The 13,400-nt window shown below is 58.8% G+C and carries 10 protein-coding genes; 7 read left to right on the top strand and 3 right to left on the bottom strand.

All coding sequences use genetic code 11. From position 1 onward, the window contains the following. Window positions 1–247 precede the first annotated feature (247 nt). Both NMG10_RS10015 and NMG10_RS10010 read left to right on the top strand, forming a co-directional pair. Window positions 248–1,594 (top strand): aspartate aminotransferase family protein, encoded by a 1,347-nt coding sequence (locus NMG10_RS10015; RefSeq protein WP_203652635.1) that lies wholly within the window; start codon window positions 248–250, stop codon window positions 1,592–1,594. A gap of 54 nt (window positions 1,595–1,648) precedes the next feature. Beyond that, on the top strand, window positions 1,649–3,145 hold the full coding sequence (locus tag NMG10_RS10010) for a CoA-acylating methylmalonate-semialdehyde dehydrogenase (RefSeq protein ID WP_203652508.1): 1,497 nt from the start codon (window positions 1,649–1,651) through the stop codon (window positions 3,143–3,145). Between the two features lie 222 nt (window positions 3,146–3,367). On the opposite strand, the gene NMG10_RS10005 is transcribed toward NMG10_RS10010, so the two are convergent. Then, window positions 3,368–3,610, bottom strand: coding sequence for a hypothetical protein (locus tag NMG10_RS10005; protein ID WP_203652507.1), 243 nt, complete (start codon window positions 3,608–3,610; stop codon window positions 3,368–3,370). A gap of 12 nt (window positions 3,611–3,622) precedes the next feature. Further along, window positions 3,623–3,985: a hypothetical protein gene (locus NMG10_RS10000; protein WP_254464286.1), complete on the bottom strand. Its 363-nt coding sequence runs from the start codon at window positions 3,983–3,985 to the stop codon at window positions 3,623–3,625. A gap of 101 nt (window positions 3,986–4,086) precedes the next feature. Here NMG10_RS10000 and NMG10_RS09995 point away from each other — a divergent pair, with 101 nt between their 5' ends. The 3 genes from NMG10_RS09995 (at window position 4,087) to NMG10_RS09985 (ending at window position 8,067) form a co-directional block, all read left to right on the top strand. Beyond that, window positions 4,087–4,590, top strand: coding sequence for a sigma-70 family RNA polymerase sigma factor (locus NMG10_RS09995; protein WP_254464285.1), 504 nt, complete (start codon window positions 4,087–4,089; stop codon window positions 4,588–4,590). Further along, window positions 4,590–5,588 carry a FecR domain-containing protein gene (locus tag NMG10_RS09990; protein WP_254464284.1) on the top strand — a complete coding sequence of 333 codons (999 nt, stop codon included), beginning with the start codon at window positions 4,590–4,592 and terminating at the stop codon, window positions 5,586–5,588. The genes NMG10_RS09995 and NMG10_RS09990 overlap by 1 nt, the downstream gene beginning before the upstream one ends. A gap of 82 nt (window positions 5,589–5,670) precedes the next feature. Continuing rightward, the gene (locus tag NMG10_RS09985) at window positions 5,671–8,067 is read left to right on the top strand and encodes a TonB-dependent receptor (RefSeq protein WP_254464283.1); all 2,397 of its coding nucleotides are present in this window, start codon (window positions 5,671–5,673) and stop codon (window positions 8,065–8,067) included. Window positions 8,068–8,158: 91 nt separating this feature from the next. Here NMG10_RS09985 and NMG10_RS09980 read toward each other — a convergent pair whose 3' ends face one another. Beyond that, entirely contained in the window at window positions 8,159–9,145 is a 987-nt protein-coding gene (locus NMG10_RS09980) for a fimbrial protein (RefSeq protein WP_254464282.1), read from the bottom strand. Between the two features lie 285 nt (window positions 9,146–9,430). Between NMG10_RS09980 and NMG10_RS09975 the strand changes: the two genes are divergently transcribed. Both NMG10_RS09975 and NMG10_RS09970 read left to right on the top strand, forming a co-directional pair. Next, window positions 9,431–12,223 (top strand): ATP-binding protein, encoded by a 2,793-nt coding sequence (locus NMG10_RS09975; protein WP_254464281.1) that lies wholly within the window; start codon window positions 9,431–9,433, stop codon window positions 12,221–12,223. Further along, window positions 12,210–13,391 (top strand): EAL domain-containing protein, encoded by a 1,182-nt coding sequence (locus tag NMG10_RS09970; RefSeq protein ID WP_254464280.1) that lies wholly within the window; start codon window positions 12,210–12,212, stop codon window positions 13,389–13,391. Before NMG10_RS09975 ends, NMG10_RS09970 begins: the two co-directional genes overlap by 14 nt. The last annotated feature ends 9 nt before the right edge of the window (window positions 13,392–13,400 follow it).

Genomic DNA, 13,400 nt, shown 5'->3' with positions numbered 1-13,400 from the left:
GACAGAGCTAGTCGCGCTGCGGTCTTCGCGCACCCAACGAAGGCTAGGCGCCTAACTTTCAAATCGATGAAAGTCGGCTTTTGAATCGGGGGATTTATCCCACAGTGCATTCGCAACATTCTATGTTGACCCGTGGAACTTTAGAAAACGCCCGTCGCGAAAAGAGGACGCGCATCCCCTGACTTATCTGAATAAAAACCTAAGCCAGATGAGTCTCCCATCACATACTTGGACCTGTATCATGAACATGAATCATCCTTCCTTACAGTCTGAACTGCAGACTCATCCGCTTAAGCTGAATTCGCACTGGCTACCCTTTTCCGCCAACCGAAATTTCTTGCGGGATCCGCGGATAATTGTCGCCGCCGAGGGTAGTTGGTTGATCGACGATCAGGGTCGTCGAATTTACGACAGCCTCTGCGGTCTTTGGACCTGCGGCGCCGGTCATTCGCGCAAGGAAATCCAGGAAGCAGTGTCCAAGCAATTGGGCACGCTCGATTACTCTCCTGGCTTCCAGTATGGTCACCCACTTTCCTTCCAGCTTGCTGATCGGATCACCAATCTCATTCCAGGTGAACTGAATCATGTGTTCTTCACCGGCTCAGGCTCCGAAAGTGCTGATACCTCCATCAAGATGGCCCGTGCATATTGGCGCCTGAAGGGGCAGCCGCAGAAGACCAAACTGATTGGCCGCGCACGTGGCTATCACGGCGTGAACGTCGCGGGTACTTCTTTAGGCGGCATCGGTGGCAATCGCAAAATGTTCGGCCAATTGATGGACGTCGACCATCTGCCGCACACCCTCCAGCAGGGTCTAGCATTCACTAAGGGCGCAGCAGAGACGGGCGGTGTGGAGCTCGCAAATGAAATGCTGAAGCTAATCGAATTGCACGATGCATCTAACATCGCTGCCGTTATCGTCGAGCCGATGTCAGGTTCCGCAGGTGTTCTGCCACCGCCAGTTGGATACTTGCAACGCCTGCGTGAGATCTGCGACCAGCACAACATCCTGCTGATCTTCGACGAAGTGATTACTGCCTTCGGTCGTATGGGCAAGTGGACTGGGGCCGAGTATTTTGGCGTGACTCCGGATCTCATGAACGTGGCCAAGCAGATTACCAACGGCGCCATCCCCATGGGCGCGGTGATTGCAAGCAGTGAGGTCTATAGCACCTTCATGAGCCAGCCGATCCCGGAATACGCAGTGGAGTTCCCTCACGGCTACACCTACTCCGCGCATCCGGTCGCCTGCGCCGCTGGCTTGGCCACTCTGGACCTGTTGGAAAAAGAGAACCTGGTACAGCAGTCCGCCGAGTTGGCACCTCACTTCGAGAGGCTCATTCATGGCCTCAAAGGCGCCAAACATGCCATCGACATTCGCAACTGCGGCCTCGCCGGCGCGTTGCAGTTAGCTGCACGCGATGGCGACCCAGTCGTCCGTCCGTTTGAGGCGGGAATGGCCCTGTGGAAGGCGGGTTTCTACGTTCGATTCGGCGGCGACACCCTGCAGTTTGGCCCGCCCTTCAATGCCACTGTGGACGAACTCGACCGCCTATTCGATGCGGTCGGCCAAACGCTGCAAGTCATCAATTAATCACTACCTCTGCACCGAGAGCGATGCACTAAACCTATTTTCGAGGGAATCAAGATGACCACCGTGCCGCATCTTATTAACGGCGAATACATCACTGACCAAGGCCGCAGCACCGAGGTATTTAATCCGTCCACCGGCGAGGCCATTCGCAAAGTCGAGTTGGCCAGCCGTGCCACCGTACAGAAAGCGATCGACTCGGCTAAGGCCGCCTTCCCGGCCTGGCGCAACACACCGCCAGCTAAACGTGCTCAAGTGATGTTCCGCTTCAAGCAGCTTCTGGAGCAGAATGAAGCGAAGATTGCGCAGATGATCAGCGAGGAGCACGGCAAAACGGTAGAGGACGCCGCCGGCGAGATCAAACGTGGAATAGAGAACGTCGAGTTTGCGTGCGCGGCCCCAGAGATCCTTAAAGGCGAATACAACCGCAACGTCGGTCCGAACATCGATGCCTGGAGTGATTTGCAGCCACTGGGTGTGGTTGCCGGTATCACCCCGTTCAACTTCCCTGCCATGGTGCCGCTTTGGATGTACCCGCTGGCCATCGCTTGTGGCAACTGTTTTATCCTAAAGCCGTCCGAGCGTGACCCAAGCTCGACCCTGTTCATCGCCCAACTGCTTCTGGATGCGGGCCTGCCACAGGGCGTGCTGAATGTGGTGCATGGCGACAAGGAAGCCGTGGACGCGCTGATCGAGGCGCCGGAAGTGAAAGCGCTGAGCTTCGTTGGCTCCACTCCGATCGCCGAGTACATCTATAGCGAAGGCACCAAACGCGGTAAGCGCGTGCAAGCTCTGGGTGGTGCGAAGAACCACGCAGTGTTGATGCCCGATGCCGACCTGGATAATGCCGTCAGCGCACTCATGGGCGCAGCCTATGGCTCCTGCGGAGAGCGCTGCATGGCAATTTCCGTGGCCGTCTGTGTCGGTGACCACGTGGCTGATGCGCTTGTCGCCAAGCTGGTTCCGCAGATTATGGGCCTGAAGATCGGTGCCGGCACCAGTTGCGGCCTGGACATGGGCCCGTTGGTGACCGCCGCCGCCCGTGACAAGGTTGTCGGTTACATCGACGACGGTCTGGCTGCCGGTGCCGAACTGGTGGTCGATGGCCGTGGTCTGCGGGTTGCCGGTCATGAAGATGGCTACTTCGTCGGCGGCACCCTGTTCGACCGCGTCACCCCCGAGATGCGCATTTATAAGGAAGAGATCTTCGGACCGGTGCTGTGCGTAGTGCGGGTGAACAGCCTGGAGCAGGCCATGCAGTTGATCAATGATCACGAATATGGCAACGGCACCTGCATCTTCACCCGTGACGGTGAAGCAGCGCGTCTGTTCTGCGACGAGATCGAAGTCGGCATGGTTGGTGTCAACGTGCCGCTGCCGGTGCCAGTGGCCTACCACAGCTTCGGCGGCTGGAAGCGCTCGCTGTTTGGCGACCTGCATGCCTATGGCCCGGATGGTGTGCGCTTCTACACCCGTAAAAAGGCTATCACCCAACGCTGGCCGCGCCGCGCAAATCACGAGGCTGCGCAATTTGCCTTCCCCAGCAATGGTTGATTAACAATCCTCCCTTAGGACGCATTGAGTAGCGCTTCGAATTTGAAGGTGCTTTTGATGATTGTCCATAGCCGTGGTTCACTTTCGTGGCCACGGCTTTTTTGGTTCTGCTGCCTAGAGCTCCCCTTTCTCAATTCTTCATTTCTTGACGCAGCAGGAAGCAGTGATCGTGTCCCGGGAAGTGGTGTAACTGAACCAGCCAAAGGCGCCTCGACAAGCGCCCTACTCTCGCCTCTCAAATCGTCGTCTGCTCAGGAACAACCCTATACCGACCGGCACTGCAAGGGCAGACATCAATCCCAGGTCAAAGCCCTGCAAACGGGCCTGGCTCAGCGCCACACAACCAATCAGCCCAGCAATGACCAACGCAACACCTAGCCACTTACGCAGCAGGTACGGTTTCATGAACCGTTCAAATAGAAAAGCCAGCGCAACGAAGATGACTGCCTGGGTAATCTCGGACATGTGCACTTTCTCTCAAGCCCTGTTGATCAGTGATTCGGCAATACGCTGCGGGCCAATCCCACCATTCACCTGAGCCTGGATGCTCACGACAACGTCGCCAGCATGGTAAGTGGGTAAACCGTCATTGACGTAAGAGCGCACACCCATTCCTACAGCAGTACCGGCGGCAAGCCCTGCTACTGGCCCGGCCAGATTGCCCACGGTACGAGCAGCCCCACCGAAGGCGGAGAGCGCAAGGATAGCAATGCTGGTGCGCTGGGTATTGAGGGTGTCTGCTTGTTGACGGGTCTGCGGTTTGGAAATGCCGACCATCACCACACAAGGCAGGTTCTTGGCCTGTATCTTGTCGTATACCTCTACGACTTTGCTATTCACCCATCAGGCCAGTCCTGCCCTGCGCCCTTCTGCATTCTTGTCGCTACCCAATTAATCTCATATGATACTAAGTCTCATTTGCACCCATTCCGTGGCAGCTCATGGCATCCATCGATACCGCTCAGCTCACTGCTCTCTACCAACAGCAACACCGCTGGTTGCGTAGCTGGCTGTATCGGCAATTGAGCTGCTCACACCGCGCCGCTGATTTGATGCAAGACACCTTCATGCGTCTGCTGGCCAGCAACGAGGCGCTCGAAATCCGCCAGCCTCGGCCTTTTCTGGCTAAGGTGGCACGCAGTGTCCTGTCCAACCACTACCGCCGCGCACGCCTGGAAAAAGCCTATCTGGAGGCGCTCCAGACCGAAGACCAAAGCGTGCTGCCGGATCTGGCGACCCAGCTGATTATTTTCGAGACGCTGGTTCGACTCGACGAAGCGCTGTGCGAACTCGATGTCGCCGTCAAAAAGGCTTTTCTCTGGTCGCAACTCGATGGGCTCAGCCACGCAGAAATTGCCGAGCGGCTGGGTATTTCAATCGCTACCGTCAAGCGCCATATCATCAAGGCGGGTGCGCGATGCATGCTGGTGACGGAAGCACTGTAATGACTATCACCGCCAACACCTTTGGCCGAGAACCCGCGCTATCGCCGAAAATGTGTGAGGAGGCGATGGAATGGTGGCTCGATATGCAGGAGGCCAATTTCGATTCACCCGCACAGGCCGCTTTCATGGCATGGCGTCGTGAACACCCCTTGCATGAGCTGGCCTGGGAAAAAGCCTTGGCGCTGGGGGAGCAGCTCGATTCATTGCGCACCCAAGGCGATCCAGACCTCGCCCGACAGGCCCTGTTGCTCCCCTCCCAGGAAGGGCTGAGCAGGCGTCGGGCAATAAAGGGCCTGGCCTTGCTGTTGGCTGCAGGTAGCGGTGCCTGGTTGAGTCGAGACAGCGAGTTGGTATCGCGCATGAGTGCCGACTACACCACGGGTGTGGGTGAGCAGCGACGTGTTGCGCTGGCCTCGGACCTGTCGCTTGAACTCAATACCCGTAGTGCGATAAATGCTCGCGCGACTGACCAGCGCTGGCACCTGCGATTACTCAGCGGCGAGGTCTTGGTCAACACGGCCGTGAGCCCGGCGCTGTTAATCGAAACCGCTCAGGTTCGGGCGCAGGCGTCCTCGGCGCGTTTCACGATGCGGCAGTTTGACAATGGTTCGACCCAGCTGGCTGTCTATCGTGGCTCGCTTGAAGTCATCCCGACTCAAGCCGGCACCTGGACCACCCTGCAAGCCGGACAGCTGGCGCGTTTCGGGCCGCTCGGGATGCTCGATCAGGGTGCAATGCAAGCATCCGCTCCCGCCTGGGCCGAAGGCATGATCGTCGCCAACGGCCAACCGCTTCAGGCGTTCCTCGATGAGCTTGGCCGGTATCGTCATGGGCATCTGGGGTGCGACGCCGCCTTGGCCAATCTGCGCGTATGGGGTACCTACCCGCTGGCAGACAGCGATCGAATCATCGATGCCGTCGCCCACACACTGAAACTGGATGTACAGCGTTTCACTCGCCTGTGGGTCAACTTGCGTCCCCTGCCCGCTAACGTTTGAAGTTTTTTGCGTCCTCGATGAGCCGTTTTGATTTCTGGCGAGACTCATAGGCCATACATCAAAAATCATCGGGAAACTTCACATGCATCATCGCAGTATTTCCTCCTACTACGTAACCTCGCTCGCCACTACCGCGGCGGTTCTGCTCGCCACTTCATCGCCAGCCTGGGCAGCCGCCGATAGCCGCGTGCAGCACTACGAAATTGCCCCGGCGCCACTGGGCGCTGCGCTCAATCAACTGGGCCAGCAAGCCCATTTGTTGTTGTCGTTTCCCAATGAGTTGATTGCCGGGCGAAACAGCCCTGGCTTGAGTGGCGATTACACGGTCGACGGTGCTTTACAGGCGCTACTCGAGGGCAGCCAACTGATTGCGGTTCGCCAGCCGGATGGGCGATACACCCTCCAGCGCGCACCGGCCCCTGCCGCCCTGGAGCTGCAGAGCATTTCCATTTCGGGCAAGGCTCCCGGGTCGACTACAGAGGGCACCGGACTCTACACCACCTACTCATCCAGCAGCTCGACCCGTCTGAACCTGACCCCCAAGGAAACCCCGCAGTCACTGACCGTCATGACCCGCCAGCGCCTGGATGACCAGCGCCTGACCAATCTCAGCGATACCCTCGATGCCACACCAGGCATCATCGTGCTGCGCGACGGACAGGGTGCCGAATCCGACGGTTACTTCTCCCGGGGCTTCGAGATCCAGAACTTTGAAATCGATGGTGTGCCCACCGTCAAGCGCATGGACAATTACACCCAGAGCATGGCCATGTATGACCGTGTGGAGGTGGTGCGCGGTGCTACCGGCCTGATCAGCGGCCTGGGCAGCCCTTCAGCGACGATCAACCTGATCCGCAAGCGCCCGACCGCCGAGGCTCAGGCCAGCGTCACCGCTGAAGCCGGCAACTGGGACCGCTACGGTACCGGCTTTGATGTGTCCGGCCCGCTGACCGAAACCGGCAACGTACGCGGTCGCCTGGTCGCCGACTTCAAGACCGAGCAGTCCTGGATCGACCGCTACAAGCAGGACTCGCAACTGATCTACGGCATTACCGAGTTCGACCTGACTGAAGACACCCTGCTGACCATGGGCTTCAGTTATCAACGCACAGACGTCGATTCCCCCATGCGCTCCGGGCTGCCGACCCGCTTCACCGACGGCTCTCGCACAAACCTCAAACGCTCGCTCAATTCGGCTCAGACCTGGTCATACAACGACCATGAACAAACCAGCTTTTTCACCTCGATCGAACAGCAGTTCGCCAATGGCTGGAGCGGGAAGATCGAGCTGACCCACTCCGAGAACAAGTTTGACGAGGTCTTCAACTACGTCAACGGCAGCCTCAACCCGGACGGAAGTGGCACCACGCAGTTGCCCGTGCGCTTCTCCGGTATCCCGCGCCAGAACAATATCGATGCCTACCTGACTGGCCCGTTCAGTATGTTGGGCCGCGAGCACGAGCTGATCGCCGGCGTGACCTTGTCCAACTACTACGAGAACGTGCCGAGCTACGGCGGGTGGAAGTACGACTATTCCGGCTCTCCGGCCGGCGCGATCGACAACCTGCTGAACTGGAACGGCGCCTCGGTAAAACCGCAATTCGACGTCACGGGTAAATCCACTGTCGACGAAACCCAATACGCCGCCTACCTCGCCACGCGCCTGCACGCCACCGACGATTTCAGTATCTTGCTGGGCAGCCGCGTGATCGACTGGCAGCGCGACATCGAGGATAAACCCTACAATGCTGAACATACCAAGACCAAGGAGTCGGAAACCGGCGTCTACATTCCGTATGCCGGCGTGGTGTATGACGTCAACGACACGTGGTCGCTGTATGCCAGCTATACGAAAATCTTCAATCCTCAGTCGTCCTGGGTTCGCGACATCAACAACAAGCCACTGGACCCGATGGAGGGCACCGGCTATGAAGTCGGTGTCAAGGGCAGCCACTTCGACGGCAAGCTGAATTCCAGCGTCGCGCTGTTCAAGATCGAGCAGGACAACCTGGCGATCTGGATCGATACCCCGGGCGGCAACACTTACAAGTCGGAACAGGGCACCACTACCAAGGGCGCTGAATTCACCCTGGACGGAGAACTGGCCGAAGGCTGGCAGGCATCCGCCGGTTATGCCTATGCGGTCAGCACCGACGCTGACGACCAGCGTATCGTGACCACCCTGCCCCGCCACAGTCTGAAGACCTTCACCAGCTATCGCCTGCCGGGCATTCTGGACAAGGTCACCATCGGCGGCGGCGTGAACTGGCAGAGCAAGACCGGTGCCGACCTGCACACCTTCACCCAGGGCAGCTACGCCGTCACCAACCTCATGGCTCGCTACGACTTCAACCAGCATCTGAGTGCGTCAGTCAACCTGAACAACGTGTTCGACCGTGAATACCTCAGCTATGCCGGCGACCACGGCATGTACGGTGCTCCAAGGAACATCATGACGGGTATCAAGTACACCTTCTGACGTTCGCAGGCTACGGGCTGAGCCAGGGCCATCGGTTTCAATACAGTAGTGACGGCCACAAAAGGGAGACTGGAAATCAGGTGGCACAAAGTCAAAGGTAGGTCATGATGAACGTCACTTCGGCGTTTGCTGTCCCCGGATAGAGCGGTTCAGAAGGCAATCGATAGTAACTAGCGCTCATAGGGATTTTGAAGTTTCCACCGTTGCTATCGTAGCTTGAAAATTTCTGGGGAACACTCAGTGGAATGGGCCTACCGCCAGTGTCGAACAGCTGCAGTGCAACGCCCTTGGCAGTGGAGTTTGGGTTAAGGGAAACGATACCTTGGGATTCGCTTACCGCTGAGCCGGTTGCCTTCAGCGTATAACTCACTTTCTTCAAGCCGGGAGGGCAATTATTCAAGGTCAAGCTGAAGCTGACTCTTTTTTCTATGGCGCCGGCTTGATGAAAGTCATCAGGCGTGTAGTCATCGCCCATTTCAACGTGGACGGCTGGCGTCTCGCAGGACATTGAGATAATAGTGGTGCCCGTTGTTTGAATCTCAAGAGGTAATATTTCTTCAACCCGGTAAAACCCGAGAGTTCCCGGGGGGATCACCGCACCGCTTACTATGCTACCGGTTTTGATTATTTGTAACGCGGAGTAGTAGTTATTCAGGGTATAAGAACCAGGAATCGAGCTGCCGTCAGGATATCCGCCTATACGGTAGGCATATATCCACGCCCAAGAAATTCCTGTATTTCCTATAGGTTGCATAAAGGCGCCAGGCGTGGTATCCCCCACTTGATTCTTTAGACCGTTACGGCATGTGAGAGCGCACCGCCACTTATTATCTGTGACGCCTGTTGGCCCTAGAGGGGTTTCGTATAAAACTGTACCAACAGGAGCGTCTTGTGGGACTGAGATCATGGATGGGATGCTGTATTTCACAGCGCCTGCCTGATTGCCCTGGAGGAAAGATGAGATTTCCGCCATTGAGTTGCAGGAAATGAGCAATAGTGACGCTAACGCAATTGCTTTGTTTGGTTTCATCGTGATTCTTCGGCGTTTTATAAAGCTAAGCGAGCTCTCGTCTTGCATTGGGTAGTGCCTGGTGCAATTAAGGTGGCGGGCTGTTTTGAGCAAGTGTGAACCTGTTCGAAATAGACAGCGCAATGATTGCTCCATGAGGGGTTTTTATTTTTCAGCACTGTGCCTTTACCGCAAATCAGATGATTCTTAAATCGCTACGCCACTCAAGGCAACTCATTGAAAGACGCGAAGGCGGCTATGCCATGGCCAGCCCGCCCCGCGAAACCGCACACGTGCGCCACGTTTAAGAATCGTCTGATCGTCCCTCTTCAGGCCACTTCCTAGAATCGGCCGATGCATCTACGACGATACCTGCTGCAGATCAACCCCGTGCTTTCCACACCCGAAGCCGCCCGGCGGCTGCTTCGGCTGTTCGCCATTGTTCTGGCGATCGGCATCCTCAGTGGCGTGTACAACGTCCTGGTATTCACCTTCAACAACGAACTTTCCCAGCGTCGTGGCTACATGAGCAGCGCCATCGCCGAGGCCCATACCTTTTTCACCAATCGCCAGGCTCTGCTGGAAAGCCTGAGCCTCACAGCGGTGCGCACCCCTCTGCAAACCCTGGCATCCACGCCCATGCCTGAGAATGAGGAAACCCATCTTCTGCTGGGCAGCGACCCCACCCATGTCTGGAACTTCTGGCTCACTCGTCGCCTGGGCGACTACTTGCAGGAAAAGAAGCTCGGCCTGCTGTATGTGAATACCGACGAACAGCCAGGCATCCGCTGGCTATACAATGCTTCATCCCTGCCACCTGGACTCCCGCCCGGGGTCCTCGATCAACTGAGGGCGCTCGATGCCCGCAGCGGTGCAGTCAACGAACTGTGGCTGAGCGACCAGGCGGGCAAACGCCCGCATCTCTATCTGTTCACCCGCCTCGACGCCCACGACGCGCCAACCGGATGGCTGGGCCTGGAGATGGACAGCCAGGAAGTTTCCGCCACGCTCAGCGACCAGAGTGCCGGCACCTTCGTGATGCTGACGGCCGATGGCATGCAAGTGTTCAGCAACAACACGCCTGCAGACCAGCAACTCTGCGATGCCGAGAACGACGGTTTCTTCGGTTTCATGGGCAACGGCCTGATCCCCGAACGGCTGGTGATCCGCAAGAAACTTGCCGCCTCCGACTGGCAACTGATGTACTGGATCGACCTGCACTCACTGCTGCAAGGCCTGTGGAAACAGTTGCTCGGCGCATTGCTGTTCTGCCTGCTTAGCCTGACCTTGATCGTGGTGCTGACCCGACGTTTCGAACAGCGCCTGATCCTCCCGGGGCTGCAGCGCCTCCAGGCCCTGGTGGAAAGCGAGGCGTTCAGCCGCGCCGTGATCCAGACCGCGCCGGTGGCCCTGTGCGTGCTGCGTCGCAGCGACAGCAAAGTGGTGCTGGAAAATTCATTGGCCCAACAATGGCTGAGTGACGACTGGTTGCAGCGGACCTTCGCCGCGACCGACGACGAGGGGCATGATCATGTCGAGTCCATTGACGGGCGCCACCTGTACATCCACCGTGCGACCACCCGCTACAAGGGCGAGGACGTGGTGCTCTGTGCCTTCAGCGACATCACCACGCGTAAGCAGGTGGAGACCACACTGATCGAAGCACGCCGTGCCGCCGATACGGCCAATCAGGCCAAGACCCTGTTCCTGGCCACCATGAGCCACGAAATTCGCACCCCGCTGCATGGCGTGCTGGGGACCCTGGAACTGCTGTCCCGCACCCGGCTCGATGCCCAGCAGACCGACTATCTGCTGGCCCTGGAAGGCGCCTGCGCCACACTCCTGCAACTGATCTGCGACGTGCTGGACGTGTCGAAGATCGAGGCCGACCAGTTGACCCTGGAGTTGACCGAGTACTCGCCCCTCGAGTTGGCCCAGGAGGTGGTTCATACCTACAGCGCCGCCGCCATCGGCAAAGGCCTGCAACTATATATCTGCCTTGACTCGCGCCTGCCGGAACGGCTGGTGGGCGATGTGAACCGTATCCGTCAGGTGCTGAGCAACCTGCTGAGCAACGCGCTGAAGTTCACCGACAGCGGGCGTGTGGTGCTGCGGGCACGTGTCCTGCGGCACGAAGCTGAAGGTTCCAGCCTGCTATGGCAGGTAAGCGACACCGGCAAGGGGATTGCCGAGCAAGACCGGCTGCGGATCTTCCAGCCGTTCTACCAGACCGAAGGCAATCTCAGGGCAATCACCGGCAGCGGCCTGGGGCTAGCCATCTGTCAACGCCTTACCGAGTTGATGCACGGCCAGTTGCACCTGGTCAGCGAGCGCGGACTGGGCACCAGCGTCAGCTTGATCCTGCCAGTGGAGTTCGCCCCCGGCACCGACTGCGCAACGCTGCCATACACGCTACTGGCCGAGCCCGTCTATATCGTCTCGCCAGTTCGCGAGCTGGCGCAAACCCTGGCCGGCTGGCTGTATCGCTGGGGCGCCCGACCTCATATAGGTCAGCCACCGGCCAGTGCCACGGCCCACGGTCAGTTGCTCGAAGTGCATCCGGGCGTGCTGCAACACCGGCTGGTTGAAAGCTGGAGCGGCCCGCAGATCCTGGCCAGCGCCGATGGCCGCAGCGAACACCTGCCGGGTGCCCAGGTGTGGCACGTCAACCTGAACAACCTGCCGGCCCTGCACGCGGCGATCAGCCAGGCCCAAGGGATAGGGGCCAATCGCGAGAATGACCGCCACCGCACTGGCGAGATTCGCCAGCTCGGCCTGCGGGTCCTGGTGGCCGAGGACAACGCCATCAACCAGCTCACCCTCAAAGAGCAGTTGGAAACCCTGGGCTGCAGCGTGGAAGTGGCCGCCGATGGCGAGCAGGCGCTGCTGCGCTGGCAGCCGGGGCGCTTCGATGTGGTGCTCACCGACGTGAACATGCCCGGCCTGGATGGCTATGGACTGGCCAAGGCCCTGCGCTTGCGCGACAAGTCACTGCCGATCATTGGCGCCACGGCCAATGCAATGCGTGGTGAACAGGAGCTGTGCCTCGCGGCCGGGATGGATCACTGCCTGCTCAAACCTTTCACCCTGCAGGCGCTCTACAACTGCCTGGAGCATTACCCCGGACACCGCCGTGAAGCCCTATAGCATCCTGATCGTCGAAGACCATCCTTTCCAGCGCCAGTACCTGCATCACCTGTTCAGCGAACTGGGCCACTTCAACCTGCATACCGCCAAGGACGGTCACGAAGCCATGGCACGCCTGCACGAAGGCGAATTCAATCTGGTGCTGACTGACTTGCTTATGCCCACCATGGACGGCGTGTTGTTCATCCAGCAACTGGCGACCCTGCCTTGCCGGCCAGACCTGGCAATCATGACCAGCGCCTCACGGCGCATGCTGACAGCGGCGAGCCTGGTAGCGAAGAACCTCGGTATCCGGGTGGTCGGGCTGATCTCCAAACCCATGACGCCGCCGGCATTGCATGCACTGGTCGCACAACTGCGCCCGGCCAGGCACAGCACCTCCGACCGCTCGGAACTACCTGCCTTTGACCGGCGATCCTTTATCCAGGCACTGGACTCGCAAGCCTTGCAGGCGTGGTTCCAGCCCAGGGTCTCGGTGCAGAAAGGGAACATCGTGGCGGCAGAGGCGCTGGTGCGCTGGGTACACTTGGAGCGGGGAGTCCTGTTGCCTGGTGCGTTTCTGCCCGCTCTGGAAGCCAACGGGCTGGAGGAACGCCTGCTCTGGGAAATGCTCGAGCAAGCCATGGCGGCGCAGGCGTGCTGGCGCCTCAAAGGCTTCGACATTCCGGTGTCGATTAACCTGCCCACCCACCTGCTCGACGATCCGAACCTTGCAGACCGGCTGCTGAAATTCGTGCTGCATCACCAGGGGGCGCCTGGAAATCTGTGCTTCGAGCTGCTGGAGTCTTCCCACACGCTCAAGCCTGCCAACTACTACGCCGGCGCCTGCCGGTTGCGCATGAAGGGCTTTGCCCTCGCACAGGACGACTTCGGCAAGGGCTATAGTTCCTACCTGAATCTGGTGTCCACCCCCTTCAGCGAACTGAAGATCGACCGGGCGCTGGTGCAGGGCAGCCAGGACAACGATCATATGGCCTCGGCGCTGAGCAGCCTGATTGCCTTGGGTCGCAAGCTGGGCCTGACCGTGGTGGCCGAAGGCGTGGAAACAGCCGAACAGCTCCAGTTACTGCGCAAGACCGGATGCGAGCAAGCCCAAGGTTTTCTGATTTCCCAGGCCTTGCCGGCAAGTCAGTTCGAACAGATGCTGGCTGCTGAAGCAAACCCCTAGGCTGAGGGT

The sequence above is a fragment of the Pseudomonas sp. DVZ6 genome, assembly GCF_024259445.1.
GTDB classification, from domain to species: Bacteria; Pseudomonadota; Gammaproteobacteria; order Pseudomonadales; family Pseudomonadaceae; genus Aquipseudomonas; species Aquipseudomonas peradeniyensis.
This window is presented reverse-complemented; position numbering and strand designations above follow the sequence as displayed.